The 26524-nt window shown below is 61.6% G+C and carries 22 protein-coding genes and 3 pseudogenes; 15 read left to right on the top strand and 10 right to left on the bottom strand.

Annotated elements, in window-relative coordinates:
• Nucleotides 1-21 precede the first annotated feature (21 nt).
• The 3 genes from F1599_RS23010 to F1599_RS23000 all read right to left on the bottom strand — a co-directional run bounded on the left by F1599_RS23010 (nt 22) and on the right by F1599_RS23000 (nt 3356).
• The gene (locus F1599_RS23010; RefSeq protein ID WP_053821783.1) at nt 22-1017 is read right to left on the bottom strand and encodes an SDR family oxidoreductase; all 996 of its coding nucleotides are present in this window, start codon (nt 1015-1017) and stop codon (nt 22-24) included.
• Nucleotides 1018-2832, bottom strand: a complete 1815-nt coding sequence (locus tag F1599_RS23005) for a glycoside hydrolase family 15 protein (protein ID WP_053821782.1) — start codon at nt 2830-2832, stop codon at nt 1018-1020. It lies immediately after the preceding gene.
• Between the two features lie 197 nt (nt 2833-3029).
• The gene (locus F1599_RS23000; protein WP_062799392.1) at nt 3030-3356 is read right to left on the bottom strand and encodes a four-helix bundle copper-binding protein; all 327 of its coding nucleotides are present in this window, start codon (nt 3354-3356) and stop codon (nt 3030-3032) included.
• 265 nt (nt 3357-3621) lie between these two features.
• Here F1599_RS23000 and F1599_RS22995 point away from each other — a divergent pair, with 265 nt between their 5' ends.
• The 6 genes and pseudogenes from F1599_RS22995 (at nt 3622) to F1599_RS22970 (ending at nt 10646) form a co-directional block, all read left to right on the top strand.
• Nucleotides 3622-5559 carry a copper resistance system multicopper oxidase gene (locus tag F1599_RS22995; protein ID WP_053821781.1) on the top strand — a complete coding sequence of 646 codons (1938 nt, stop codon included), beginning with the start codon at nt 3622-3624 and terminating at the stop codon, nt 5557-5559.
• Nucleotides 5556-6548 (top strand): copper resistance protein B, encoded by a 993-nt coding sequence (locus F1599_RS22990; RefSeq protein ID WP_223819835.1) that lies wholly within the window; start codon nt 5556-5558, stop codon nt 6546-6548. Before F1599_RS22995 ends, F1599_RS22990 begins: the two co-directional genes overlap by 4 nt.
• 238 nt (nt 6549-6786) lie before the next feature.
• On the top strand, nt 6787-7173 hold the full coding sequence (locus F1599_RS22985) for a hypothetical protein (RefSeq protein ID WP_144200242.1): 387 nt from the start codon (nt 6787-6789) through the stop codon (nt 7171-7173).
• A gap of 89 nt (nt 7174-7262) precedes the next feature.
• Nucleotides 7263-7547, top strand: a complete 285-nt coding sequence (copK, locus tag F1599_RS22980) for a periplasmic Cu(I)/Cu(II)-binding protein CopK (RefSeq protein ID WP_150084674.1) — start codon at nt 7263-7265, stop codon at nt 7545-7547.
• A gap of 918 nt (nt 7548-8465) precedes the next feature.
• Nucleotides 8466-9539 (top strand): porin, encoded by a 1074-nt coding sequence (locus F1599_RS22975; RefSeq protein WP_053821779.1) that lies wholly within the window; start codon nt 8466-8468, stop codon nt 9537-9539.
• A 70-nt stretch (nt 9540-9609) separates the two neighbouring features.
• A pseudogene (locus tag F1599_RS22970) lies at nt 9610-10646 on the top strand (IS630 family transposase).
• Between the two features lie 118 nt (nt 10647-10764).
• Here F1599_RS22970 and F1599_RS22965 read toward each other — a convergent pair.
• Entirely contained in the window at nt 10765-12159 is a 1395-nt protein-coding gene (locus F1599_RS22965) for a heavy metal sensor histidine kinase (protein WP_053821778.1), read from the bottom strand.
• Nucleotides 12156-12842: a heavy metal response regulator transcription factor gene (locus F1599_RS22960; RefSeq protein WP_053821777.1), complete on the bottom strand. Its 687-nt coding sequence runs from the start codon at nt 12840-12842 to the stop codon at nt 12156-12158. Before F1599_RS22960 ends, F1599_RS22965 begins: the two co-directional genes overlap by 4 nt.
• A gap of 202 nt (nt 12843-13044) precedes the next feature.
• Here F1599_RS22960 and F1599_RS22955 point away from each other — a divergent pair, with 202 nt between their 5' ends.
• The 6 genes from F1599_RS22955 (at nt 13045) to F1599_RS22930 (ending at nt 18864) form a co-directional block, all read left to right on the top strand.
• The gene (locus tag F1599_RS22955) at nt 13045-14931 is read left to right on the top strand and encodes a copper resistance system multicopper oxidase (protein ID WP_053821776.1); all 1887 of its coding nucleotides are present in this window, start codon (nt 13045-13047) and stop codon (nt 14929-14931) included.
• Nucleotides 14932-14948: 17 nt separating this feature from the next.
• A complete protein-coding gene (locus tag F1599_RS22950; protein ID WP_223819834.1) occupies nt 14949-16235 on the top strand; it encodes a copper resistance protein B in 1287 nt (428 codons plus the stop codon).
• Nucleotides 16236-16273: 38 nt separating this feature from the next.
• On the top strand, nt 16274-16660 hold the full coding sequence (copC, locus tag F1599_RS22945) for a copper homeostasis periplasmic binding protein CopC (RefSeq protein ID WP_053823086.1): 387 nt from the start codon (nt 16274-16276) through the stop codon (nt 16658-16660).
• Between the two features lie 7 nt (nt 16661-16667).
• The gene (gene copD, locus F1599_RS22940) at nt 16668-17585 is read left to right on the top strand and encodes a copper homeostasis membrane protein CopD (RefSeq protein WP_053821775.1); all 918 of its coding nucleotides are present in this window, start codon (nt 16668-16670) and stop codon (nt 17583-17585) included.
• Nucleotides 17586-17654: 69 nt separating this feature from the next.
• Nucleotides 17655-18131, top strand: a complete 477-nt coding sequence (locus F1599_RS22935) for a cupredoxin domain-containing protein (protein ID WP_053821774.1) — start codon at nt 17655-17657, stop codon at nt 18129-18131.
• Between the two features lie 385 nt (nt 18132-18516).
• Nucleotides 18517-18864 carry a CzcE family metal-binding protein gene (locus tag F1599_RS22930; protein WP_082371461.1) on the top strand — a complete coding sequence of 116 codons (348 nt, stop codon included), beginning with the start codon at nt 18517-18519 and terminating at the stop codon, nt 18862-18864.
• Between the two features lie 214 nt (nt 18865-19078).
• Here F1599_RS22930 and F1599_RS22925 read toward each other — a convergent pair whose 3' ends face one another.
• From F1599_RS22925 to F1599_RS26555, 5 genes are all read right to left on the bottom strand, one after another.
• Nucleotides 19079-19276: a hypothetical protein gene (locus F1599_RS22925; protein ID WP_082371627.1), complete on the bottom strand. Its 198-nt coding sequence runs from the start codon at nt 19274-19276 to the stop codon at nt 19079-19081.
• Between the two features lie 620 nt (nt 19277-19896).
• Nucleotides 19897-20460, bottom strand: a complete 564-nt coding sequence (locus F1599_RS22920) for a c-type cytochrome (RefSeq protein WP_395896956.1) — start codon at nt 20458-20460, stop codon at nt 19897-19899.
• A gap of 28 nt (nt 20461-20488) precedes the next feature.
• Entirely contained in the window at nt 20489-20905 is a 417-nt protein-coding gene (locus F1599_RS22915; protein WP_053823085.1) for a DUF411 domain-containing protein, read from the bottom strand.
• Nucleotides 20906-20969: 64 nt separating this feature from the next.
• Nucleotides 20970-23411: a heavy metal translocating P-type ATPase gene (locus F1599_RS22910; RefSeq protein ID WP_116359819.1), complete on the bottom strand. Its 2442-nt coding sequence runs from the start codon at nt 23409-23411 to the stop codon at nt 20970-20972.
• A gap of 13 nt (nt 23412-23424) precedes the next feature.
• Nucleotides 23425-23595 (bottom strand): DUF2933 domain-containing protein, encoded by a 171-nt coding sequence (locus tag F1599_RS26555; RefSeq protein ID WP_223819837.1) that lies wholly within the window; start codon nt 23593-23595, stop codon nt 23425-23427.
• 280 nt (nt 23596-23875) lie between these two features.
• Here F1599_RS26555 and F1599_RS22900 point away from each other — a divergent pair.
• The 3 genes and pseudogenes from F1599_RS22900 to F1599_RS22890 all read left to right on the top strand — a co-directional run.
• Nucleotides 23876-24646 (top strand): annotated as a pseudogene (locus F1599_RS22900) (type II restriction endonuclease); the annotation flags it as partial.
• Nucleotides 24646-25503, top strand: a pseudogene (locus F1599_RS22895) (efflux RND transporter permease subunit); the annotation flags it as partial. The pseudogenes F1599_RS22900 and F1599_RS22895, both read left to right, overlap by 1 nt.
• On the top strand, nt 25500-25838 hold the full coding sequence (locus F1599_RS22890; protein WP_053821763.1) for a copper-binding protein: 339 nt from the start codon (nt 25500-25502) through the stop codon (nt 25836-25838). The pseudogene F1599_RS22895 and the gene F1599_RS22890, both read left to right, overlap by 4 nt.
• The last annotated feature ends 686 nt before the right edge of the window (nt 25839-26524 follow it).

Here is a 26524-nt window from a genome sequence, read left to right as displayed (position 1 = left end):
CGCCGACTCCTTGCCGGGGTGTTATCTGACTATCATGAAGAGACCGAGCAGGCCAGCCACGGCGGCCACACCGATCGCTGCGGACACTTGCCAGCGATGCACGCAGATCCACCACTGCGCACTGGTTGACTTCGCTTGATTGTCAAAGCGGCCATGTGCTGCAAACAAGCCCACGACCGGTACAAACAGGTTATCGGCCCGATCGGGGTGGGCGGGTTCCTGGGTCTGCTGTGCCTCATAGGCCTGTCTGGCCGCCACACGATCACCCAGGCCTGGGAAAAATCGACTGGACAGAATGGTTTTGGCGGCTGGCCAGCCCACCCATACCTCGCGAGGGCCGTGCGTGGCTGCCCAGACAATGGCCTCGCCGGCGATTTCCGGCTGGAATATTGGCGGCACTGGTTGGGCACGGCGTGGCAACTTGCTGCGGCACCAATCGAATTGCGGCGTATTGAACGCCGATAAATGCACCATCGTCAGTCTCACCGACGAATGATCGTGAACGAGTTCCGAACGCAGGGAATCGGTAAAGCCACGGATCGCCGCCTTCGCCCCACAGTATGCTGACTGTAGCGGGATGGACCGATAGGCCAGCGCCGAGCCGGTCTGCACAATACAGCCATGATTGCGCGCCGACATGCGTTTCAGCGCGGCCAACGTGCCATGCACCGCGCCCAGATAGACCACTTCCGTGACGCGGCGATACTCGGCCGCCGTTGTTTCGGCGACCGGCGCAAACACGGTCGTCGAGACATTGTTCACCCAAATCGTGATCAGTCCCAGTTCGAGCTCAATGCGCGACGCTGCTGCCTCCACCTGCTGGGCATCGGCGACATCGACGGGGATGCCCAGCGCCAGGATCCCCAGGTCGCGCAATTCGCTACAGACCCGGGCCAGGCGATCCGGCTCTCTTGCCAGGATTGCGATCCAGTCCCCGCGCTGCGCAAAGGCCCGCACGGCAGCGAGCCCCACGCCTGCGGTGCCACCGGTGACGACAACAACGTTGGGCGGATGCATTCAGGCCTCCCCGCGTTGCTGCGCTTGCTGAATGTCCAGCGCAGCCTGGATCAGTGCCAGATGGGTATAGCCTTGCGGATAGTTGCCCAGCAGCGCCTTGCTATCCGGGTCGATCTCTTCCGCGAATAAGCCGAGATCGCTGGCAAACGAGCAGATGTGCCGAAAGAGTTTGATCGCCTCCTTGGCCCGGCCTTGTCGGGCCAGGACTTGTACCAGCCAGAAGCTGCAGATGGCGAGGGTCGCCTCTTCTCCTGGCACGCCATCGTGGATGCGGTACCGATAGACCAGCGAATCCTTGGTGAGATCCCGCTGAATGCGGGCCACGGTTGCTTTCACGCGCGCGTCAGTTGGGGGGAGAAAGCCGGTCAGCGGGATCAGTAGCGCGCTCGCATCCAAAGCTGGCGATCCGAAACTTTGCGTGAACGCGCCAGTCCCGTGGTGAAACCCCTGCCCCTCGATGACGCGACGCAGCGCGTCCCGTTCGAGCTTCCAGACAGCAACGTTTCCGTCGAGTTGCCCAGCCTGTGCCAGCGCAATGGCACGGTCCAACGCGACCCAGCACATCAGCTTGGATGATACGAAATGCTGGGGCACCCCGCGCGTTTCCCAGAATCCTTGGTCCGGCTCACGCCAGCGCGCCGCGGCGGCGTCGGCTAGCCGGGCGAGCACGCGCCGCATTGGGGCGGACAGTGTCATTGGCATGCCCTGTTGGCACACCCAGGCCGCGTCGAGGACATGCCCATAGACATCCAGTTGCACCTGTTCCGCCGCCGCATTGCCGATACGCACCGGACGGGACGCACGGTACCCGTCAAGATGGCGAAGCTCCTGCTCAGGCAGGTTCGGGCTGCCATCGATCCGGTACATGATCTGCAGTCGTTTGAGATCGCAAAATCGCTCGATCCAACGAAAGAAGTCCATTGCGGCCTCGTGATGGCCCAGCGCCATCAACGCGCGCAGCACCATGGCCGAGTCGCGCAGCCAACAAAACCGATAGTCCCAATTGCGGCTGCTACCGATCCACTCCGGCAGCGAGGTGGTTGGCGCCGCCACCAGTGCTCCGGTCGGGCCAAACGTCAGCAACTTGAGAACACAGGCGCTGGTGCGCACTTCTCGTTCGAAGGGACCGCGATAGGTGCATTGCTGCTGCCACTCGCCCCAATGTCGTAGGGTCTCATCAAGGACCGCCTGGGGGTCGTGCACAGGCCGGTCCGGCCCGTCTTGTTGGAAGGACGCAATCGCCCACAGCGGCGCGCCGGGCCGCACGATGGCCACGCCTTTGGCGCGGTGCGCTTCGGTCGCCAGCGGCAGCGGCGGCGAACATACCAGGCTGAGACGTTGGTGTTCGCATACAGCGGTCACGCCATGCGAACCGACTTCCCATTGGTGGGGCTTGCGCGCATAGTCAAAGCTCGGACTGAACACTAGTTCCACCCTCACCTCGCCAACGGTCGCCTCAATGCGCCGCAACAGCCGATGGCACTCGGGTGAGTCATGGTCCAGCCGACTGCGTGCGAGACGCTCGCTATGCATGAAGTCGGTCAGGCGAAGGATCCCGCCGCTGGCTTCAAACATGGTTTCCAGTACGCCCCCTGGGACCCGGTAATAGCGCGAACTGATCGCACGACCCGTCGGCCGGATTTGAAAGTAGCCTCCTCGGTTAGCATCGAGCAATCTGCAAAATACGGCGCCGGCGTCAAAGTGCGGCATACAGCACCAGTCGATGGATCCCGACGTGCTCACCAACGCCACGCTATGCGTGTTGCCAATGACGGCATAGTCGGCAATGGGCGGATACCTGGGGTTGGTGAACACTCCGTCTCCTTGACCCTCGCCACGCTGGCAACACGCGTTGCCGAGGTCGGGATCCTGGCTTACATCTGGCGCTAGCGCGGGAAAGAACTACAACGCGCTATGCCTGCCGTTACACGGCTCAAGTTCGCGGCGTGCCATGGCTTCACCACCCGAGCCGCGCGTTGCCGTCCAAGATCGAGTCGTTGGGCTACCTGGATCTACGCCATGGCGCGACAGACCTGCGCGCACTCCTGACAGGCACGTGCGCACTCTTGGCAATGCTGCGCTTCGTGCTTGGCGCACTCCGTCCCACACTCTTCACAGACCTTCGCGCACAGCGCGCATATCGCGCGCGCGTACTGGCTGTCGCGCGCCATCATCGCCGCGGCATAGGCACATGTTTCGGCACAGTCCAGGTCGAGTGCGATGCAGCGTTTCATGGCCTCAACCTCTGGCTCACGCAGACAAGACGCAGCACAGTGATGACAGGCGACTGTGCAGGCGTGACAGGCTTCAATACAAGATAGATAGTTTTCATGTGGCATGGCAAAGCTCCTAAAGAAATTCGACCAGCGTTGCGAGACGCCGCCAAATTGAGAGCAATTCGCGCGCCACAGGAAGCAGACGACAGCATGGGAGCGACTGCCTTACAGGAGCATTACGCGACGATGACGAAACCGGTGACAGCACATGTTTTGGCCAGGCTGATGACGCTAAAGGAGCTTTTGCTTCGACGTGGCGCGCACTATGCTAAGTGGACGTTTCACCATTGCGCGAGGAGACAACGTGTTCGAACGCCCTAGCGATGCCATGCTTCGCCCCGTCTCACTGAGCCGCCGCCGACTGCTGGGAAGTCTGATCGCCGGAGGCGGCTTGGCGAGCCTGGGCGCGTATCCACGCGCCGTTTGGGCCTTGAAGAGCCAAGGCTATCCGGTCGTGCTGACAGGGACCACGTTTGACCTGGCCATTGGCGCGACGCCCATGTCGTTTACCGGCCGTATCCGGCCTACCACCAGTGTGAACGGCTCCATCCCCGCGCCGATTCTGCATTGGAAGCAAGGCACCGAGGTCACGCTGCGCGTGACCAACTTGCTCGATACCCAAACATCGATTCACTGGCACGGCATCTTGCTGCCGTTTCAGATGGACGGCGTGCCCGGTATCTCCTTTCCCGGCATCGGGCCGGGCGAGACGTTCGTGTATCGCTTTCAAGTGCGGCAAGCCGGCACCTATTGGTACCACGCGCATACCCGTTTTCAGGAGCAGACCGGCTTGTACGGACCGCTGGTCATCGAGCCAATGCATCCAGACCCGATCAAGGTCGATCGCGACTATGTCGTGATGCTCAGCGAATGGACGGATGAAAACCCGGAAATGGTGTTCGCGAAGCTCAAGAAGATGAGCGACGTCTATAACTTTCAGATGCCGACGGTGGGCGACTTTGCCCGAGATGTGTCCGAAATGGGGCTGTCCGAGGCCTTGGCTAAGCGCGCGATGTGGAACCAGATGCGAATGAATCCGACCGATTTGGCCGATGTTTCGGGAGCCACTTTTACCTACCTGATCAACGGCACGCCCGCAGATAAAAATTGGACAGCGATCGCTAAAGCCGGGGAGCGCGTGCGGTTGCGCTTTATCAACGGCTCGGCGACCAGCAACTTTGACGTCCGAATTCCCGGCGTGAAGATGACGGTGGTATCGGCTGATGGGCAGGATGTCGAACCGGTACCGGTGGATGAAATCCGCATTGCCGTCGCCGAGACTTACGACGTAGTGGTGCAGATGCCGGACGATAAGGCGCACACCATCTTTGCTCAGTCGATCGATCGCAGCGGCTACGCCAGGGCGACACTTGCACCGGAAGTCGGGATGGAAGCCGACGTGCCCAAGCTCGATCCGAAGACCTGGCTCACCATGGCCGATATGGGCATGGGCGACATGGCGGACATGGATATGGGCAGCATGGAAATGGGGGCCATGAAGATGGATCAGAAACCATCCATGGCCATGGATCGCATGGGGATGGAGTCCATGGGTGGCGCACCCACGATGCAACCAATGACGCCGGAGGCGGGCATGGGCGCCATGGGGGGCATGGGGGGGCATGACATGTCGACCATGTCCGGGCCAGCGAAGGACGCCCATGCCGGAATGGCCGGCATGGACCACGGCAAGTCCGACGCGAAGCCGGGGATGCAGAAAACCGGTGGCGAGATGGGGCATGACATGGGCAAGATGGGCAATATGCCTGGCATGGGGCCACAGGTCGACATGCGCTCGATGAACCCTTCCCGCTCGCTGTCGGATCCGGGGCCAAGACTGCGCAACAACGGCAGGCGAGTGTTGACCTACGCGGACCTTAAAACGCTCGGCCCGGTGATCGACAAGCGCCCGCCCAGCCGGGAGTTGGAACTGCACTTGACCGGCAATATGCGCCGTTTCATCTGGGGCCTCGACGGCAAGAAGTTTTCCCAAGCCGAACCGATCCGGCTCTACTACGGGGAGCGCCTGCGCATCACGCTGATCAACGACACCATGATGAACCACCCGATGCACCTGCACGGGATGTTCAGCGAGCTGGAAAATCACGAAGGCCAGGCGCTGGTCAGAAAGCACACGATCAACGTCCAGCCGTCCAAACAAGTCAGCTTCCTGGTGACGGCCGATGCGCCGGGACAATGGGCCTTTCATTGTCACTTGCTTTACCACATGGAAGCCGGCATGTTCCGCAAGGTCGTGGTCGCATGAGCGGGTTGAACCTCGCCAACGCCAGGGAGATTGACGTGCCCAACCACCGTCTCATCCTTCTCGCAAGCCTGGCTCTCTTGGCCAGCGTGCAGTGCCACAGCGTGGCGGCGCAGACGATGGCGCCGATGCCAAGTATGACACACGATACGCCGATGCCAGGCATGGCGCACGATGCCCCGATGCCACCAAAGACCGCAGCTCCAGCCGGGAAGCCAGCGCCAAGCCATCCCGCAGTCAGTCCGACAGAATCTGCCTCAGTGCCCGGCGGCGCGAATGCGATCATCCAGGTGAATGAGGCCCCGGTGCCGATGGCAGATCCGAACCGAGGCATTCCCATGCCTGGGGATACGATGGCCGATAACGATATCTACTATCAGGTGCTATTCGATCGCCTCGAGTACGTCAAGGCACCCGGCGGCTCTGGACTGGCCTGGGACATGCTCGCCTGGGTAGGACGGGATCTGAACCGGTTATGGGTCAAGTCGGAAGGCACGCGTCTGTATGGCAACACAGAGGATGCCAGAGCTGAGGCACTGTGGGGACACGCCTTTGCGCCGTTCTGGGATTGGCAACTGGGCGTGCGCCAGGATTTCGGCAATGGGCCGCCGCGGACCTGGGGCGCCTTTGGCGTGCAAGGCCTGGCGCCTTATTGGTTTGATATCGAAGCCACGGCTTATCTGGGGTCGTCGGGACGCGCTGCCGCCCGAGTGCGGGCTACCTACGATATTCGCTTCACCCAACGTCTGCTGTTGACGCCGGAGTTCGAGGCGAACGCCTATAGCAAGGCAGATGAGGCGCGAGGCATTGGCAGCGGCGTGTCCGAGTTCAAGCTTGGCTTGCGACTGCGATACGAGATCCGTCGCCAGTTCGCCCCCTACCTAGGCGTGGTGTGGGGCAAGAAGCTGGGCAATACCGCGGATTTTGCGCGTGCTGCCGGAGAGCGGACCACCGACAAGCAAATCGTTGCCGGCGTGCGAATCTGGTTCTGAACCCATTTGAGACGCCGGCCAGGTTCAAGCCCGCTGCTGGTTAACCGCCAACTTACTGTGCGATTACATTTCGTATCACGCCTGCGAAGGCCGCGCGCGGGAAAATAGAATGGTCATTATGACGCACGTGCAAGCAGCCATAGGGGGGCCCCGTTTGATGGGGCATTAGTCTGCGTCCTCTCCGCGTGCCATGCTGGCGCGCGTGGCACACGTCGCCGGCCAACTCAGGAAAGGACCCATGAAAGCCGGAAAGCTGCTGGTCCTGCTCGGTGGCGCGGCAATGGGCATCGCGCCCGGTGCGATTGGCGCCATTCAAATCGGCTGGGAGCCCAGGCAAGAGCTCAGCAGTAACTGGTGGCTGCAGTGCGGTGGCGTGCCGGCTCCTGCCGCGCCCGCGATGTGGCCTGCCGTGGACCATGAATGGGAAAGCAGGTCGCTGGACTGTACAGCGCAGCGGGACAAGGAAACCCCGCAGTATGCGCTTGCCGTGAACCCCCGGCACCGCTTATTCAAGCACGGCAACGGCGCCGCGGCGCCATCGAATACTGCCAAATCTAAGCCGTCGCGAGAGGCGAAGCGACAAAACCGTGACTGCGGCCAGCCCCGACCGGCGCCACCGCAATAGTCTAGACGTTCCCCCTTTTTCGGTACGCGCTTTCCGCGTGTGCCAACGCAGTCTCAACCTGTGCCACCGAGCCAAAGGAGATCTCGAAGATGAAAAGCAAACTTGTCGTTGCAAGCCTGATTGCCGCGGTATCGCTTACTGCCGCCGCGACCGATTTGAGCACGGTCGTGAAAACCTATGAGCTCAAAGACGGATCAAAAGTCCACGTTTTCAAAGACGGCAAGATGGGCCTGGAGAACAAGTACGGCAAGTCCGTCAGCATGCCAGAAGGCAAGGTCATGGAGACCAAAGACGGTAGCAAGATCCTGATGAAGGGCAATGAGGTGTTCCGTCTGGACGACGCCCTCATCAAAGGTCACCGCGAAGGCGGCTAAGCGGGCGACCTGACACGGGCTCTGAGCAAGCGGGCGCCGTGCAGTGCCCTTGCTCGGAGCCCGTCCGGGCCGCTTGCCATGCTCAGCGTCACCCACGCGGCCCGAGCGATGAGCGAGCGCTGCATTATTTCTCAGCGTACACGGACACGCTAAGCGACCGAGAGGCCTGCAGTGTCAGGGCATGGCGACCATGAGCAGGGATGCGCAGCGATACCGGGCGCGTTCCGGGCATCGCGTGTCCGGCGTCATCCTGGGAAATCACTACGGTGACCTCGGCTGGCTCGTTGCGGGGATTGTCCAAAACCAGCACACACCCCTCCCCCGCACCAAGTGTTCGGCGCCAGGTCGCGTTGACCCGCGCCCCGACGTCGATCAGCCACTCCGTAGGGCGCGGCTCGGCCAGGCCACCGGGCACGAAAGCGGCAGGACCCCGATCAAGATCCAAAATGGGGGCGTGCGCCAACGCAGAAGCGCTAAGACTAACAAGCAACGCCGATAAGCCGGTTCGGATCAGATTCAATCGAAGTCTCCCTAAAAAAGAACTGGACGCAGGCTGTCTTCGTGGGATCTGACGGCCAGCATCATGACGCGGCATGCCACCTGGCACCTGGAAAGAACGGGGCGCTCCTGTTGACCCAAGGCGGCAACGCGATTGATTCTAGGGCGGCCGGTCTGTCACAGAGATTACGAGAACATGACAAGACATCATCCCGCCATCGCGCACTCTCCTGTCGTCTACTTCCCATTAGCCCAGCGCGAGCGCATGCCTGCTAACTCCGTGGGAATGGGCGACCGCTGCGCGCTGCACAAGTTGCATCCGCCCCAACAATGTAACCGGCTTGCAATGTCGCAGTAAGCTTGGTCTCACTAGACTTCAGTGCCTATCGAATACCAATAACGTGGCGAACTGGAGACGCTATGAAAAGAAGAAAGATGACCGCCGCTGGCATGCTGCTGGGGTCGCTGTCATTGGGGGCTTATGCGCAGACGAGTGTCACGCTATACGGCGTCGCCGATGTCGGCATCGAATATTTATCGAATGTGCCATCGTCGAGCGGCGGCACCAACCAGGTGCGCATGTCGGCCGGCAATATGTCGACCTCGCGTTGGGGCTTGCGGGGTACGGAAGATCTCGGCGGTGGCCTCAAAGCGGTGTTCGAACTGGAGAGCGGCTTCGCCCTTGATACCGCGCAGTCGAGTAGCGCCGGCCGGTTATTTGACCGGGGCGCACTGGTCGGGCTGTCCAGCCCATATGGTCAGCTGACCCTTGGTCGCCAGACCACGGTGCTATACGACACCGCCATTCAGTTTGATCCGATGGGTTTCGCGCCGCGATACTCGCTTTTCAAGAGCGACGATACCATTGCCGGTCGCGCGGACAATTCCGTCAAGTACAAGGGCACGTTTGGCGGCGTGACCGCCATGGCACTGTACAGCTTCGGCCGCACTGGCGGCGGCGAAGTCCCCGGCGAGCTGAAGGTGGACCGGGAGATGAGTGCGGGTCTGGTGTATTCGACTGGACCGCTTTCCCTGGGCGCCCTGTACGACGAGTACCAGGGGTCAACCGTTGCATCGCAGGGGCAAAAGGACCGGCGCGCGTTAGTGGGGATCAGCTATGGGATCGGACCAGCAAAGCTGTATGCCGGATATCGTTGGCTCAACGGAAATATCTCGAGCGCGGTAAGCGCAATGCGCTCCAACTTGTATTGGGCAGGCCTGCGTTATCAGCTGACCTCGGCGCTGTCGCTCACCGGCGCAGCGTACTATACCGATGTGCGGGGTTCCGGCGCCGATCCGCTGATGTTCGTGGCCTCGACCGATTACGCGTTTTCCAAACGCACCGACATGTACTTCAATGTCGGCTATGTCCGTAACAAAGGTGGCTCACAGTTGGGCTTGAACGGCTTTAACGCCAGCAGTGGCGCGCCGGTCAATGTCGTGCCGGGCGACAACCAGACCGGTGTCGTGCTGGGTCTACGCCATAAGTTTTAAGCAAAGCCGCCTGAATACCTGTTGATCCGGCACACAAATAGGGGACGTTCTCGAGAGGGTTAGTCAGATGATGCATGACAAAATCGACTCGAGGACGCTGTCGGTCGACGCGTTGAACGAGCGGCGACGGCGAGCGGTGAGAATGCGGCTTCAAGGCGTGAGCGTGAACGAGGCGGCGGCGCAGTGCGAGCTGACGCGCGCGACGGTGAGTGCGGCATTCAAGGCGTATGAAGCGGGCGGCTGGAAGGCGGTGGACACTACGCGGCCGGGACGACCCCGCGGCATTGGACGCACGCTGACGGCCGAGCAGGAGAGTGAAGTGCTGCGCCTGATTCGCGACCGTACGCCCGATCAGATGAAGATGGGGTACCCGCTGTGGCAGCGCCAGGCGGTGGCAAAACTGATCCGCGATCGCTACGGCATCGAACTCGCTGCACGCACCCTAGGTCTTTACCACGAACGCTGGGGCTTCACGCCGCAGAGGCCGATCCAGAAGGCCTACGAGCCGCCAGCGGCAGTGAAGAAGTGGCTCGATGAGGAGTATCCGGTCATTTTAGCGAGCGCCAAGGCAGAAGGCGCCGAGATCCATTGGGGCGATGAGACCGGCTTGCGCAGCAACGACGTACGCATGCGCGGCCATGCTGCGCAAGGCCAGGCGGCGGTGGTACGGGCGAACAACGAGTGCCATGGCTTGTCGGTCATCTCCAGCGTTACCAACCAGGGAACGATGCGCTGGAAGATATTCGACGGCGCGCTCAATTCCGACATCCTGATCAAGTTCGTGAAACGGCTGGTCAAGGGTATTAAGCGCAAGGTCTACCTGATCCTGGACAATCTGCGCGTGCATCACAGCAAGCCCGTAAAGGCGTGGTTGGCCGAGCACAAGCACGAAATCGAAGTCTTCTACCGGCCAAGCTACAGACCCGAACTCAACCCCGGACGAGAGGGCCTTCGCCGACCTCAAGCCGGCCGTCACAACGCTGGCGCCGGCGCGCACCAAGCTGCAACTGGTCAAGGCGACGTCCATGTACCTGTGAAGGTGTCAACGACAGCCCGAGCGGACCAAAAGCGAGTTTCGAGCCCAAACCGCTTCGTGATGCCGCATGAGATTCTAGATACAATGCCGGATCAATAGGTTGAACGGTCCTTTTACCGAAGGACCACTAGCCACGGCGCCGCAACGCCGTGGCTATTTTTATGCGGCGACGCGCTGGAGGCCAACCGTCTAGCTCCGGGCGGCGTTTCGCTGGCGGGGAAACGTCAAAATGAAGCGCGTAGTGCCTTCCGACGATTCCGCCGAAATCTGGCCCCCGTGCGCAAACATGATGGCTTGCGTGATGGAGAGACCCAGTCCCACGCTTTCGGACTCCGCACGGGTCCTTGATTTGTCGGCACGGAAAAAGCGGTCGAATAGCGATGGCAGCAACTCGGGACTGATTTCCTCGCCCTCATTCTCGACTACGATCGACGTGCTGCCGCCCTGCTCGCGCGTCTCGACCCGGATCTCTTTGCCGGACGGCGTATAGCGTAGAGCGTTCGAGAGCAGATTGCTGAGCGCTCGGCGTAACATCAGACGGTCGCCGGTAATTTTCGCCTGCCCATCAAGCCGTAGATTGACGCCCTTGTCCTCTGCCAGCGCGTCGTAGAATTCGAACAGCGCCTGTACTTCATCAGCCACGTTGATCGCTTCCTCATTCGGCAGTGTGATGCCGTGCTCCATCTTGGCCAAGTACAGCATATCGGACACCATGCGCCCAAGCCGCTGCAATTCCTCGGCATTCGAGGCCAGGACCTCTCGATATTTGGCGGCATCTCGCGGCTGCGATAGCACGACATGCGTCTGCGTCATCAGGTTGGTGATGGGCGTGCGCAGCTCATGCGCCAAATCGGAGGAGAATTCCGAGAGCCGCCGAAAATCATCCTGCAGTCGCTCCAGCATCGCGTTTAACGTGATCGCCAGATCTGCCATCTCGACCGGCACGGCTTCGACCGGCATGCGCGCATCCAGTTTGTTCGCGGTGACGCCCTTGGCGCGTGAGGCCATCATGCGCAGGGGTGCGAGCCCGCGTCGCGCCGCCCACCAACCAAAGAGACCGCTGGCGAGCACCGCCAATGTGGTATAGAAGGCCAGCGAACGACGAAATGCATGCATGAAGTGCGCGTGGATTTCCGTGTCCATGCCGACCACGACGCGCAAAGGTGCAATGCGCGGGTCAGCCGCACCAACCTGCGCGCGCATGCCGCGATACTCCTGCTCGCCTTGCTGCCAGACGAAGGTATTGTCACGCGCCAATTCGCGCGGAATCGCCTCGAAAGCAATCGCAAAATCGAAGTCCTTGGTCGCATACAGCTTGTGGCCTTGTGCGGTCTGCACCTGCGCGACGAAGCCAGGATGGTGATCGACCATTTCCCGAAGCCGCTGGGGCAAGCGCTCGGCCGGCGTTTCCTGCGCGATCTTTTCGATCAGGCGAATATTGTCGCCGAGCACCACATAATCCTCGGTGGCGAAGTGGCGGTCCATCGCCAGCCAGATGAGAACGCCCAAGCCCAGCAGCACCACGGCAGAGCAGAGCGAAAACAGGATGGTCAGACGCATCGTCAGGGACAGGCGATGCGTCATGCCTGCTCCTCCGGCGCTTCCAGCACGTAGCCCATGCCGCGCACGGTCTGAATCAGCTTAATATCAAAGTCATCGTCGATCTTCGCCCGCAAGCGGCGAATGGCCACATCGATCACGTTGCTATCGCTGTCAAAGTTCATGTCCCAGACCTGGGAGGCAATCAACGAGCGTGGCAGCACCTCGCCGCGCCGGCGAGCGAGCAACTCCAGCAGCGCAAACTCCTTGCTGGTCAGCGTGATGCGGCGCCCGGCCCGCGACGCCCGGCGCCTGCCCAAATCCAGCACCAGATCGCCCACCTGAATGCGGTCCATCGCTAGCTGTACAGTACCGCGCCGCAATAGCGTACGTACGCGCGCCAGTAGTTCCGAGAACGCGAATGGCTTGACCAGATAGTCGTCAGCGCCCAACTCCAACCCCCTGACCCGATCGGCCACGCTGTCGCGGGCGGTCAGAAATAACACCGGAACCGGGTTGTCCGCGGCGCGGATCGTCTGCAAAATACGCCAGCCATCGAGATCGGGTAGCATGACGTCGAGGATAATCAGGTCGTACGCTTCGTTAAGCGCCAAGTGCTGTCCGTCCAGCCCGTTGGCGACCAAGTCGACCACGAATCCTGCCTCGGTCAGCCCCTGGCGCAGGTACTCGCCGGTCTTGGATTCATCTTCTACCACCAGCAGCTTCATCTTCGTGCCCTCCCCCTCGTCTTTCGGATTATGTGCCCGCCTGTTGGACCGGCTCTAATACGGGGTAGTCTACCGAGACGCTCTGTGGGTAACCCAGACCTTACCGGAATGTAATGTTTGGGTAAGTTGACGGTAGCCTCGCTGTCGTTACTCTCTTGCTGCCGCCTTCCGACGCGGCCATTCAAGCAAAAAGGACTATTTCATGCGACGTGATCGACCGTCTGGCCTTGTGCTGCCTAATCTGCCGCGCCGCCGTTTTGTACAGGGTCTGGCCGCCGGTGGCGTGATGGCGGGGCTGTCTGGCTTGGGCGGTGCGGCCTGGGCTCAGCCGTCAGGCCGACCGGCAGATGTCTTATCCGGCACAGCACCAGTGCTGCGCGGGACCGACTTCGACCTCGTGATCGGCGAGTCGGTGGTCAACTTCACCGGGACGCCACGCGTCGCGACCACCATCAATGGCATGTTGCCGGGGCCGACGCTGCGCTGGCGTCAAGGCGAAACGGTGACGATTCGGGTCACGAACCGGTTGCGCGAGCACACGTCGATTCATTGGCACGGGATCATTCTGCCGTTCGAGATGGACGGCGTGCCGGGGATCAGCTTTGCGGGCATTGCGCCGGGCGAGACCTTCACCTACCGCTTCAAGGTCGACCAGATTGGTAGCTATTGGTATCACTCGCATTCGGGCTTCCAGGAGATGACCGGCGTGTATGGCGGCATTGTCATCGATCCAGCCACCGGCGTGGATGGCGTGCGAGCCGATCGCGATTATACCGTGCTGCTCTCGGATTGGACCGACGAAGATCCGATGCGCGTGCTCTCGAAACTGAAGGTTCAGAGCGACTACTACAACTATAACCAGCCGACGGTTATCGATTTTTTCCGCGACGTCTCCAGTGAAGGGATGAAGAGCGCGCTCGCTAAGCGCAAGATGTGGAACGAGATGCGGATGAGCCCGACCGATCTGGCGGATCTCTCGGGCGCCACGCTGACTTACTTGATGAACGGCGTCACACCGGCCGGCAACTGGACCGGCGTGTTTAAGCCGGGCGAGAAGGTTCGTCTGCGGTTTATCAACGGCGCAGGCAACACGTTCTACGATGTGCGCATTCCCGGCCTCAAGCTTAAGGTCATCCAAGTCGATGGACAGAACATCGAACCGGTAACCGTCGATGAGTTCCGCTTCGGCCCGGGCGAGACCTGTGACGTGCTGGTCGAGCCGCGCGACGAGGCCTATACCATTTTCTCGCAGTCGATGGATCGCACCGGCTATGCCCGCGGCACCCTGGCAACTCGAGCCGGGCTGGCGGCACCGGTGCCCGCCGTGGATAAGCCGCAGTGGCTCACCATGGCCGACATGATGGGCAGTATGGGAGGCATGGGCGGCATGGATCACAGCGCCATGGGCGGAATGAGCCATGGCGGCATGGCCATGCAAGGCATGGACCACGGCTCGATGGGCATGCAAGGCATGAACCATGGCGCTATGGCCATGGATCACAGCCAGCATGCCATGGGTAGCATGTCGGGGGGCATGGCGACCGATGCGTCGCTGAAGGTGCCCAGCACCAAGGCGCGCCACGCCAAGACCGAGTATGGCGCCACCACCGATATGCGCGTTGACATGGCGCGCACCAACTTGGACGACCCGGGCATCGGTTTGCGCGACACCGGGCGCCGCGTCCTGACACTGGCCGATCAGCACACCATTGGCGGTCCGTTGGACAAACGCGGTCCCGGGCGCGAAGTGGAACTGCACTTGACCGGTAATATGGAGCGTTACTCGTGGTCCATCGACGGGGTGGAGTTCGGAAATTCGACGCCGGTGCACTTTAAGTATGGCGAGCGGCTGCGCGTCATTTTGCACAACGACACCATGATGACGCACCCAATGCACATGCATGGCATGTGGAGCGAACTCGAATCGCCGGATGGCGCCTTCCTCGCGCGTCGACACACGATCGCGGTGCAACCGGCGCAACGCATCAGCTTCCTCGTCACCGCCGACGCCTTGGGCCGGTGGGCCTGGCATTGCCACCTGATGTTGCACATGGACGCCGGGATGTTCCGCGAAGTGGTGGTGGCCTGACCCTAACCGATATGCACATGGAAAAACCAACAAGAACAGTACTTGCCGCCGTGCTTGCTTCCGCTGGCATGAGCGCAGCTTGGGCCCAGCACGCCCACACCGAAGCGGTTCCAACGCAAACTTCGTCGCCCGCCGTCGCGGAAAAGGCGAAGTCCATTCCGAAAGCAAAGTCTTCGGGCAAGGTTGGCGGCACCGCTGCCACCGACGGCCAGATGCAAGGCATGGACTCGATGCAGGGCATGGACCACAGCCAGATGCAAGGCATGGACTCGATGCAGGGCATGGACCACAGCCAGATGCAAGGCATGGACTCGATGCAGGGCATGGACCACAGCCAGATGCAGGGCATGGACTCGATGCAGGGCATGGACCACAGCCAGATGCAGGGCATGGGTTCGATGCAGGGCATGGACCACAGCCAGATGCAGGGCATGGGTTCGATGCAGGGCATGGACCACAGCCAGATGCAGGGCATGGGTTCGATGCAGGGCATGGACCACAGCCAGATGCAAGGCACGGGTTCGATGCAAGGCATGGATCATGGCGACATGCAGATGCAAGGGGGGAGCGCGCCCGCGGATGCGCGCGACCCGCACGGTTACTCAGGGGGCTATCAGCTCGGCGTGGGTCAATACGCCATTGGTCCGCACCGTTCGCTGCACATGGCAGACGAACACCTATTTGCCTCGGTACTCGTTGACCGGCTGGAATGGGTCAAGGGAAATGAGAGCAATGCCGCTGCCTATGAGGCGCAAGCGTGGATTGGCAGCAGCTTTAACCGCCTCGTGATCAAGGCCGAAGGCGAATCCGAGAGGCGCAAGATCCACGAGGCGCGGACCGAATTGCTGTGGGGTCATGCCATTGCCACCTATTGGGACACGCAGCTGGGTATCCGCAACGATGCCGGCTATGGCCGGCCAACCCGAAACTGGCTGGCCTTCGGTATCCAGGGCCTGGCGCCATACTGGTTCGAGGTCGACGCTACTGGCTATATCGGCACCGAAGGTCGCACTGCGCTGCGCCTGTCAGCCGAGTATGAATTGCTAATTACCCAGCGCCTGATCCTGCAACCCCGAATCGAGGCCAATCTTTATGGCAAGAACGATCCCGAGGTCGGCGTGGGCAGCGGGCTTTCCAGCGGTGCCGTGGGTCTGCGCCTGCGCTATGAGTTCAGCCGTCAGTTCGCTCCCTATATCGGCATTGAACGGTACCAAACCTTTGGCAATACCGCCGACATGGTTCGCACCGCCGGCGGCCGAAGTGGCGAAACCCGTTTTGTAGCGGGTGTTCGCATGTGGTTCTAACCACGTATTTCAATCCACACTCATATTTGGAGTTCACCATGCAAGCGCCCCGCTTCACCATTCGTGCCGCTCTGGCAGCCGCCGCTGTGCTGGCTAGTACTGCAGCCTTCGCCCATCCAAAGCTGGTATCGTCCATGCCCGCCGACAAGGCCGAGGTGGCGGCGCCGCAGAAGATCGAGCTGAAGTTTTCAGAGAACCTCGCGACCCAATTCTCCGGGGCCAGCCTCGTCATGACCAGCATGCCCGGCATGGCCAACCATGCGCCGATGAAAATTGCCGCCAAGGTTGCCGGCAGCGACGACCCCAAGACCATGGTGATCACCCCGGCCCAGACGCTGGCGCCTGGCAGCTACCGCGTCGATTGGCGTGCAGTGTCGTCCGACACGCACCCGATTAATGGCAACATCGCGTTCACCGTGAAGTGATCCGCCGATGGACTGGGCAACTGTTGCAGTGCGTTTCGCACTCTATTTCGACCTGACTGCACTGTTTGGTCTGCCGCTGTTTGGCTTGTACGCACTGCGCCGTGAGGAAATGGCGTCGCCAACGGGTGCGCGCTTTTTGACGCTTGGCGCGGCGGTCGCGGCCCTGGGCATCGTCCTGTCGCTGGCCAATATCACCATCATGGCCAAGGGCATGACCGGTGCCGCATCCTACGCCGAACTGCAAGGCCATGTCTTCGAAATGATTGTGACAGGCACCGCGTTTGGCGCGGCCTGGGTCGTGCGACTCGTTGCCCTGGTCCTCTGCGTGCTGGTCGCGTTGTTTGTCCGCAAACGGCCAGAACTTCAATTCTGGGTTCTGGCTGCAGCGGGCGGCGTCGCGCTGTCCACGCTTGCCTGGGGCGGCCATGGCGCCATGGATGATGGCATTCGACGCTACATTCACCTTGCCTCGGATATCGCGCATCTAATGGCCGCCGGCGCATGGGTCGGCGCTCTGCTCGCGTTCGTGTTGTTGTCGCATCCCTCTGCCACACCTGCCAAGGTTGCCCTACTGAGCCGCACCTCAAACGGCTTCGCTCAGGTGGGTATGATCGTTGTCGCAACCTTGGTCATTACCGGCGCAGTGAACTATTGGTTGATTGTCGGTCCGGTCTTGCCAGAACTGTCGCTGAACTCATACGGTGGACTGCTGGCGTCCAAGCTGGCGCTGTTCGGTACCATGCTCGCCCTTGCCGCGGCTAACCGTTTTCATCTGAGCCCGCGCCTGGAGCATGCCCTACGGACGGGCGACCATGCCGTCGCCGTTCGTACCTTGCGGCGCAGCCTGATGTTCGAGACCAGTGCGGCAACGCTCATTCTAGCTCTTGTCGCCTCGCTCGGCATCCTATCCCCCGCGGGCATGTAGCCACGTTTTCACGAACCGCGCAGCAAGGCTGCGCTTGTCTTGCTCTCAAACAACCGCCAAGGAGATGCCATGAAGACGCTCAAGTCGTTGCTGCTGGTGTTGGGGCTGTCGCCGATGCTGGTGTGGGCTGCCGGCAGCATGGAGGGCCATGCGAGCCCAGCTAGCGCCAGTAAGTCCGCTGCCGGTCAGCCGGGCAAGCCGGCCAAGGTCTCACGCACGGTTAACGTGACCATGAGCGACACGATGCGGTTCGCGCCCGACTCGATTCAGGTCAAGCGCGGTGAAACCGTGCGTTTTGTCGTGCGGAATGTCGGCAAAGTGGAGCACGAAATGGTGATCGGTACCGCCGCTGAGTTGAAAGAGCACGCGCAGATGATGCGCAGCATGCCTGATGCTAAGCACTCTATCCCGAACCAGATTATGCTCGCACCTGGCAAACAAGGCACACTGGTGTGGCAGTTCGACGGTCCTGGGACCGTCGACTTCGCTTGTCTGGTGCCGGGCCATTTCGAAGCCGGCATGGTCGGCAAGGTGGCCGTCAAGTAAAAAGCGCGACGACGGGTGCGTCCGGCGGCGAACAAAACGGCGCACCGATGCTGAGGGTTCGACAGCGTAGGTTGGGTCATGGTGCCGCCGTGGCGGACCCGTTTTCTTGCGCGTGATCCTCCCCACTTGGAAGCGTTGACTTGTGGGGCATGACGTGGACCACATTGTTACCTGTCCAGAATGTAACGTTTGGGCAACGTTATCGTTGGAATGCCCTGATTAGACTAGATCGTGCGGCAACTCGCGTTTGGGTGCCGGTAGCCTTGCCAGTTGCCCACAGATCAGCGCAGCACCAAGCTGCGTGCGTCCTTGGCGCGGGTGGAAGTCGGGTTGTCGCAAAGGCGGGTCCGTTAGACCTTGCCGCACATCGACAGGGAGTCTCATTATGACTACCACGCAGGCTTTACGGATCGCACTGGCACTCTCTGCCTTCGGCATGGCGTCGGCGTGTGCGCCTTTGCCACCTGCTAGGGCCGATTTGTATGGTACCGTCGCTGCCGTCGAGACGGCGACTCGGTCGATCACGCTGCGGCCAGGTGCGCGATACGTTAATGTCACCTCTGGAGAAACCGTTGCTTTCCGGGGCGCCAACCGCACGGTGGCTTGGACCTTTATGACCACAAGTAGTGGACGATCGGCAGTTGCGCTGAACTTCCTTTTGCCGGATCTGCCGGAAGCCAAAGGCATCACGGCCATCATCGCGCCAAGCCCGCTCTATCGGGGCAGCTCATGACGTATTGGTTGCTTACTGGACGCTGTGCCAGACGACCACTTCGACAGCCCTCCCCCACGCCGCATCCGGACCAGTAGGCGGTGGAACGTCCGCCTTGGTCCGCTGACTTGGCGCTTGCAGACCCGAGGGGCACCGCCGGGTCTAGCCATATCGCGGCATACTGCGCAACGCGCAACGCATAGCCTTCAGTGCGCAAGTGCGTTTGCAGACCAGCCTAATGCAATTTAGCGAGAGCATGCAAAAAGTCACTGCCCCGCGGCGTGATGTGCAGACGATCGCCGTAAGCCAATTTTTCCAGATGCACCAGCTGCCGCTCAATCAATGCCTCGATCGACGCGTGATCGAGGTCGGCGAGATTGGGGGCTGCGTCGTCGATCAGCATAAGGGTGGCCACTTCATGTGGTGTCAGCATCGTAGTCTCCAGGACCCCTAGAAGTGAATCGGCGGATGGTTCCGCTCTCGTGGCGACGCGTTTCAGCATTCATTCAATGACCGCCGTGCAGACACGTCAAGGTAAATCACCGGCGCTGGGTCTACCATATGGCAATGCTCGACTTTCCATAACGGCTATGAGACTCGTCTTTCACCGGCGAGGCCATCCAGACCAGCCCCTGCATGGCATGCGCTACTACTCGATCATTGGGGCGGCGCTGGTCGTGCTTGGGCTTTTGTATCTCTTCTGGACGACGTAAGGGGATTAGTGCGGCGCAGCGTTCGCCGATCTTCGCCCACGACGAGTCATCGGCGTAGCGGCACGCGTGTTCGAGCCGTTTCGACGGCGCGCGACCGCTGCTCGCATACAGCTGTGTGCCACGCGCGAGCGGGCAGGCAGGCAAGAGACAGAAATTACCAGGCGCGATCCAAGCGCCTGAATACCAGCAAGCCGGCCGCTCAACGCGACATGTTCGTCAGCTGTGGCGTACACACCGCGACAGCTCGTGCAGGGTCACTGCAGCAGCCCAGGCTAGGCTCGAAACGGACGTAGGCGCCATCGCTGACCGGAGCGCCTGCTTGCGGTGTTTGCTTGGGTCGCTACTTCGGGCTCGCATACTGCGCGGTCGCTTCGCGCTGCGCTACTGCCATTTTCTCAGGCCAAGTGCTCTTGATGTACGCGAGCACGGCAATGATGTCGTCATCCGACATCGACTGGCCGAAGGCTGGCATGTCACTGACATAGCCTCTCGGCGCGGTCACGCCGGCAACGAGCCCGTTCTTGGTGATGGCAAACAGCACCGCGTCCGCATGGTGCCAGGTATGACCCGATGCATCATGCGGGGGCGCCGGCATCCGGCCATTTGCGAGCCGCTCGCGCCAGTTAGGCTGGCCTTCGAGCTTGACGCCATGGCACGACGCGCAGGCCTGTGCGTACAGCTGCCTGCCGCGACCGAGCTGCGCGGCATCCGTGGCATCGATGCGCAGTTGGCGCCCTTCCCTGAGCGTCTGCGGTCCACCGGAGGGTGGCTCCAGATAGCGTTTCGCCTTGAGCGCGACCCCGGTGGCCGCCGCGGCGGCCACCACCAACACGCAGGCCACGATCCAGCGCGACTGAGTTGACTCTTCCATGTCCTTTGTCTGGCAGTTCTGAAGTTCTGGCAACGCTTACCCGCGCAGCCCCGCTGCAGTCCTAGTCTTTCGAGAATGGCTTGCCGCTAAAATCCACTGTCACAAGCTTTCCGTCCATCTGCCCCATGCCTGGCGAGTTTGCCGGCATGCCGGGCACTGCGACCCCTTTCAAGGTCGGCTTCGCAGCGAGCTTGCGCACCGCTGCTGCCGGCACGTGCCCCTCCACCACCTGCGCGCTGCCATCGATCACCGCGGTATGGCAGGAGCCGAACTGGGTCGGGACGCCGAGCCTGGCTTTGACCGCCGTCATGTCGGACGAATCAATGACCTTGGTCTGGATGCCGGCCTGGTTCACGTGTTTGACCCATTCTGCACAGCAGCCACAACTGGGATCCTTGTACACCGTTAGCGTCGGCGAGGCCGCTTGCGCGCCGGTGGCGGCCGCGAGCAATGCGGCAGTGGCCAAGAAATACTTCATGGATTCTCCGAAAAACATCATGTCAATAGACAAGTCAGCACCGGTCGAGTGCCTCATCGCCAGCTTAAATCTCTGCCTGCCGCAGGCGTAGCGCATTGGAGATCACCGAGGCCGAGCTCAGGCTCATTGCCAACGCGGCAATCATAGGCGAAAGCAGCAAACCGGTGAACGGGTACAGCACCCCTGCCGCTAACGGTACCCCGAGCGCGTTATAGATAAACGCGAAGCCAAGGTTTTGTTTCATGTTGCGAATGGTTGCCTCGGATAGCTCGCGTGCGCGCGCAATGCCACGCAGGTCGCCTTTGACCAGCGTCACCTGAGCACTGTTCATCGCCACATCGGTGCCCGTGCCCATGGCGATGCCCACATCCGACTTGGCCAGCGCCGGGGCATCATTGATGCCGTCACCGGCCATGGCGACCACCGCCCCGCTTTGCTGCAGTTGGCTCACCAGCTGAAGCTTGTCCGCAGGCTTCACTTCGCCGTGGAACTCCGCAATGTCCAGCCTTGCGGCCACCGCCTTTGCCGTGGCCACGCCGTCGCCGGTGGCCATGACCACGCGGATGCCCTCGGCCTTCAGGGCCGCCAGCGCTTCGGGCGTTGAGCCTTTGACGGGATCCGACACCGCCAGCAGCCCGGCCAGACGGCCATCGACGCCAAGATACATAACGCTCGCGCCTTGTACGCGCAGCGTATCGGCTTGGGCGCGCAGCGCCTCGGTGTCGATGCCGTCGGCTTGCATCAGCGCCGTGTTCCCAATGGCGAGTGTCTTCCCACCGACCGTACCGCGCACACCGATGCCCGTGCTCGATTCAAAGTCCTGTGGCTTCTCCAGCGCCAAGCCACGAATGCGGGCCGCCTCCACCAGCGCCGCGGCCAGCGGATGTTCGCTGCCCTGGTCCAGGCTCGCCGCCAGCCGCAGGACCTCGTCGTCGGCATAGCCATTGGCGCCAATTGCACGCTCGAAGGCTGGCCGCCCCTCGGTCAGCGTACCGGTCTTGTCGACGATCAGGGTGTCGACCTTGCGCAGGTTCTCGATCGCGGCGGCATCGCGGAACAGCACGCCGTTGGTGGCGCCCTTGCCGCTGGCAACCATGATCGACATCGGCGTGGCCAGCCCCAATGCACAGGGACAGGCGATAATCAAGACCGCAACTGCATTGATCAGACCGAACACCCAACTCGGCGGTGGACCGAACAGGCCCCAGGCAAAGAACGTCACCACGGCGACGCCGATGACGCCGAGCACGAACACGCCCGCGACCTTATCGGCCATGCGTTGCATCGGCGCCTTTGAGCGCTGCGCCTGCGCCACCATCTGCACGATCTGGGAGAGCACCGTTTGTGCGCCAACCTTCTCCGACCGGATGATCAGGCTGCCTGAGGTATTCATGGTGGCGCCAATAACGCGGTCGCCTTCGCGCTTGGTGACCGGCATCGGTTCACCGGTGATCATCGATTCGTCCACCGAACTGCTGCCTTCGGTCACGATGCCGTCGACTGGCACCTTTTCCCCGGGCCTGACGCGCAATAAATCGCCGACATGCACATGAGTGAGAGGCACATCCTCCTCGGCGCCATCGCGCCCGATGCGGCGCGCCGTCTTGGGCGCGAGCCCGAGCAACGATTTGATCGCCGCGGAGGTTTGCGATCGCGCCTTGAGTTCAAGCAGCTGGCCGAGCAGCGTCAACGAGATGATGACGGCCGCGGCCTCAAAGTACACGCCGATGCGGCCGTGGGCGGCAAAGGTCTGCGGGAACGCATCCGGTGCCACGGTTGCCACCACGCTATAGGCATAGGCCGCACCGGTCCCCAGACCGATCAGCGTCCACATATTGGGGCTGCGATGCAGGAACGACTGGGCGCACCGCACGAAAAAAGGCCAACCCGCCCAAAGCACCACCGGCGTCGACAGGACCAATTCGACCCAGCTCTGCGTCGCCGCCTGCATCCACCCGAATCGATGGCCGAGCATGGCCAACACCGTGGTCACCACCGTCAACGGCAGCGTCCACCAAAAACGGTGCCGAAAATCCACCAGCTCCGGATTCTCGGTCTCGTCCAGGTCTGGCAACAGCGGCTCCAGCGCCATGCCGCATTTCGGGCAGTTGCCGGGATGATCCTGCCGGATCTCGGGGTGCATCGGACAGGTGTAGATCGTGCCCGGCGGCCCCGATTCCGCATCCGGGGCGGCTGAAGGGGCCGCGGCAGGCGCTGCCGCAGCCACGGCATACTTGGCCGGGTCCGCCTCGAACTTGCGCTGACACGATGCGCTGCAAAAATAATAAGGGTTGCCAGCGTGTTGGGTCTGGAATGCCGAGTCAGCCGACACCACCATGCCACAGACCGGATCTTTGGCCGTGCCGACACTTGACACAGGGCTCTCGTGCGGCGCACCGTGGCCATGGGAATGGTGCTGGTCAGCATGCGCGCCATGACCGGGGCTTGTTGCGTTGTCATGGTGGCCCGCTTTCGGTGGGTGGCGCTGGCTGCTGGGTTCATTCATGGAAGGCCTCCTGTTAGTCGTGGCGCTGTCCGTCCACTGGATCGCCGCCCTCTTTCGAAGGCGCGCTGCGCCCGTGGCCGCCATGGAATAGATGCATCAACGGGCACAATAACACTAGCGCAAACGGCAACCAGGAAGCAACCGCACTCCAACGCGGCATCCCGAGCGCGATGGCGGCGATCATTGCCACGGCAGCAAGGACGATCCCCCAACGCAGCGACCAGCGAAACCGACGGACTTGGCCGGCGTTGGTGCCGTGATGCGTCGATGGGGAATGACATGCTTTCATGACAGACTCTTTACTTGACCATGACGGGAAGCTGACCGGCAGTCAATCGCCGCGCCCAGCTTTCTTGTGATAACGGTAGAGCTTCCGATAATGGGAAGGTCAAGCCGGTTCGCGTCAACATTGCGCCAGGTCAAAAGGCCTCACGGTGATACACTGCCCGGCAAAAATGCACACCATGACCGACACCATCCGCATCCTCATTGAGCGCTGGAAGACCGATCCCGCCGGCGCCTATCAAACCTGGTTTCTTTGGCCGGAGCGGCTGAAGAATTTCCGCTCGATTCGGCGTGGCATCGGCGCGGTGGTCGACGAGATCCAGGCCGGTACATTCGGCAACGCGTATCGGGGGTCATCGCTCGAGACCGTGGTGTCTTCAATCGCAGAGCAACGGCAGATTTTCAAAGGCGCGGATCACGCCTTTCTGTGGAAGCCAAAACTGCGCATTCCAGACATCTATGAGCATGCCGACAATCAGCGTGCTTTTGCCAGACTGCTCCATACCTGCAACTGCTGTGACACCGAATCCGAAGTCCTTGATGCGATTCGCCAGCTGAGCAGCCTCGGCATCAAGGGTCTCGGGCCGGCGGCGGCCAACCTGCTGTATTTCATTCATCCCACGCTGGTGATGCCATTCAATACCGCGATTGTCAATGGCTATAACGCCCTGACAGGCTCGTCGGTCAAGCTTGGCAAATGGGATCACTATCTGGCGATGCGCGAGGGGGTGCTCGCCCTGAATCAGCGTTATCGGGATTTGCTCTCCAATGACCTTGGCGCGATCGCGGGCCTGCTGTTTGACATCGGCATGCAGCGCTATCCGCTGCCACCGCGGCAAGCGCAGGCCCACGATGTGGCCGTCTGGCAGCAGGAACTGGCCAAGGTGCGCGAGCAGGCTGCCGCGCTTGCCAGGCAGATTCAGCTGGGGCAGGCCGAAGACGCCACCCATATCCGCGCGACTATCGGGACTCCATCGAGCAACTGCGCAGACTACCGATCGTGACCGACAAGGGGCTGCAAATCACGCTGGCCGACGTTGCGCGCATCCAGGTTGTGCAAGGGCCGCCCATGTTGCGCAGTGAAAATGCGCGGCTCTCCGGGTGGATCTACGTCGACATTCGCGGCAGGGACCTGCGCTCTGCCGTGCAAGACATGCAGGTGGCAGTCGCCAGAGCCGTCCCGATGCCAGCCGGGTACTCCCTGAGCTGGTCGGGACAATTCGAGTATCTCGAGCGCGCCACCGCGAAGCTGAAGGTAGTGGTCCCGTTCACCCTGCTGATCATCTTCGTCTTGCTCTACCTGGTATTCGGCCGGCTGGATGAGGCGCTGCTCATCATGGGCACTCTACCGCTGGCCTTAATCGGCGGCTTCTGGCTACTCTATCTGCTGGGATACAACCTGTCGGTGGCCGGGATTGTCGGCTTCATTGCACTGGCCGGGGTCGCTGCGGAATTCGGCGTCATCATGCTGCTCTATCTGAAGCATGCCTGGCAGGAACGGCTCGAGGATGGGCAAAACAGTCTTGCGGCCCTGCTCGATGCCATCCAGGAAGGCGCCGTGCTGCGTGTGCGCCCGAAAGCGATGACCGTAGCTGTAATTCTGGCCGGCCTGCTTCCGATCATGTGGTCGCACGGAACCGGCTCAGAAGTGATGCAGCGCATCGCTGCACCGATGGTCGGCGGCATGGTGACGGCGCCGCTGCTGTCCATGTTTGTGGTCCCGGCGGTGTATCTGCTGCTACGCCGCCGTCAGATCAAGCAGGCTTCCCTTTCCCCCAACCTCACACCTCAGGAGGAATCACAATGAAACACCTCAAGACCCTCGCCGCCGCCCTGGCCATCATTGCCGCGCCGGCCGTGTTCGCCGCGGGTTCGATGGACGGCATGGACATGAAGGCGCCCGCCGCCTCGCAACAGGCAGCTCGGCCGGTGCCCGCAGAAATCAAGAAGATTGATGCGCAAACCGGGAAGGTCACGCTCAAGCACGGCCCGATCGAGAATCTGGGCATGCCCGGCATGACCATGGTGTTCCCGGTCAAGGATCGCGCCTCGCTTGGCAAGTTCAAGGAAGGCGATGCCGTGTCGGTGACATTCGACAAGGTGGATGGCGCGCCGACGGTCGTGGATATGCAGCGCAAGTAATCGCCCCATGCGCGCACGGGTTCGCCGCCGGCGGCCGTGCGCGTCACGGCATGGCCTAGCAACGTCACGCTGGCAGCCATGGGCGCCACTGCGCAACGATCCTGGCAAGCCAACTCCGAATCGAATCAGACCGTGCGCCACAACCCTTTTGATCTGCCCCACGATGTCCTCGTCGTCGTCCTGAGCTCACTGGCCATCCTCCTTTGTATGCTCGGACTGTTTGCTTGGTATCTGCGACGACGGCACGGCCCCCGGCGAATTCGCGACCAGCATGGCACGGTCTCGCGCAAGCGCACCAGGAAGTCGAGCAGACGGAGCAAATAGCGGTCGGAAAGGGGGCGTCCACTGGTTACCTCCTTGCAATGGCTCGCACGGCTGGGGGCTTCCATTCCGGTGCCCAGGCGCCGCTACGTTGCTTACCCGGACTAGCAACAGCTCAGACCGCCCATCATGCGCTGATGCATCAAAAGCATCCCTACCACACCAAGGATGGCAATCACGCCGACGGCGGCGCACACAATCAAGATGACTTTCCAAATTGACGATTTGTTCATACTCTCGCTCCTAGCGGCCTGTGTACGCTTTCGCGCCAATTGATGTGCCGCACCTGGTGCTGATCGTCGCCCCTGATTTCCTTGACAAGGATCTTTTGTATGACTGTTTGGTAAGCGGTCTTTTGAGGGCGT

Source organism: Cupriavidus cauae (genome assembly GCF_008632125.1).
In the GTDB taxonomy this organism is placed as follows: Bacteria; Pseudomonadota; Gammaproteobacteria; order Burkholderiales; family Burkholderiaceae; genus Cupriavidus; species Cupriavidus cauae.
Note: the sequence above shows the minus strand (reverse complement) of the source record. Positions and strands in the feature narration are given on the sequence as shown.

What these genes read in the sequence shown, in the direction of transcription:
- F1599_RS23010 (WP_053821783.1), bottom strand. Translation starts at nt 1,017, where the DNA reads ATGCATCCGCCCAACGTTGTTGTCGTCACCGGTGGCACCGCAGGCGTG.
- F1599_RS22915 (WP_053823085.1), bottom strand. Translation starts at nt 20,905, where the DNA reads ATGAAGTATTTCTTGGCCACTGCCGCATTGCTCGCGGCCGCCACCGGC.
- F1599_RS22975 (WP_053821779.1), top strand. Translation starts at nt 8,466, where the DNA reads ATGAAAAGAAGAAAGATGACCGCCGCTGGCATGCTGCTGGGGTCGCTG.
- copD (WP_053821775.1), top strand. Translation starts at nt 16,668, where the DNA reads ATGGACTGGGCAACTGTTGCAGTGCGTTTCGCACTCTATTTCGACCTG.
- F1599_RS22965 (WP_053821778.1), bottom strand. Translation starts at nt 12,159, where the DNA reads ATGACGCATCGCCTGTCCCTGACGATGCGTCTGACCATCCTGTTTTCG.
- F1599_RS22935 (WP_053821774.1), top strand. Translation starts at nt 17,655, where the DNA reads ATGAAGACGCTCAAGTCGTTGCTGCTGGTGTTGGGGCTGTCGCCGATG.
- F1599_RS22955 (WP_053821776.1), top strand. Translation starts at nt 13,045, where the DNA reads ATGCGACGTGATCGACCGTCTGGCCTTGTGCTGCCTAATCTGCCGCGC.
- F1599_RS22930 (WP_082371461.1), top strand. Translation starts at nt 18,517, where the DNA reads ATGACTACCACGCAGGCTTTACGGATCGCACTGGCACTCTCTGCCTTC.
- F1599_RS22910 (WP_116359819.1), bottom strand. Translation starts at nt 23,411, where the DNA reads ATGAATGAACCCAGCAGCCAGCGCCACCCACCGAAAGCGGGCCACCAT.
- copC (WP_053823086.1), top strand. Translation starts at nt 16,274, where the DNA reads ATGCAAGCGCCCCGCTTCACCATTCGTGCCGCTCTGGCAGCCGCCGCT.
- F1599_RS22890 (WP_053821763.1), top strand. Translation starts at nt 25,500, where the DNA reads ATGAAACACCTCAAGACCCTCGCCGCCGCCCTGGCCATCATTGCCGCG.
- F1599_RS22985 (WP_144200242.1), top strand. Translation starts at nt 6,787, where the DNA reads ATGAAAGCCGGAAAGCTGCTGGTCCTGCTCGGTGGCGCGGCAATGGGC.
- F1599_RS22925 (WP_082371627.1), bottom strand. Translation starts at nt 19,276, where the DNA reads ATGCTGACACCACATGAAGTGGCCACCCTTATGCTGATCGACGACGCA.
- F1599_RS22960 (WP_053821777.1), bottom strand. Translation starts at nt 12,842, where the DNA reads ATGAAGCTGCTGGTGGTAGAAGATGAATCCAAGACCGGCGAGTACCTG.
- F1599_RS23000 (WP_062799392.1), bottom strand. Translation starts at nt 3,356, where the DNA reads ATGCCACATGAAAACTATCTATCTTGTATTGAAGCCTGTCACGCCTGC.
- copK (WP_150084674.1), top strand. Translation starts at nt 7,263, where the DNA reads ATGAAAAGCAAACTTGTCGTTGCAAGCCTGATTGCCGCGGTATCGCTT.
- F1599_RS22995 (WP_053821781.1), top strand. Translation starts at nt 3,622, where the DNA reads ATGCTTCGCCCCGTCTCACTGAGCCGCCGCCGACTGCTGGGAAGTCTG.
- F1599_RS26555 (WP_223819837.1), bottom strand. Translation starts at nt 23,595, where the DNA reads ATGATCGCCGCCATCGCGCTCGGGATGCCGCGTTGGAGTGCGGTTGCT.
- F1599_RS22990 (WP_223819835.1), top strand. Translation starts at nt 5,556, where the DNA reads ATGAGCGGGTTGAACCTCGCCAACGCCAGGGAGATTGACGTGCCCAAC.
- F1599_RS22950 (WP_223819834.1), top strand. Translation starts at nt 14,949, where the DNA reads ATGGAAAAACCAACAAGAACAGTACTTGCCGCCGTGCTTGCTTCCGCT.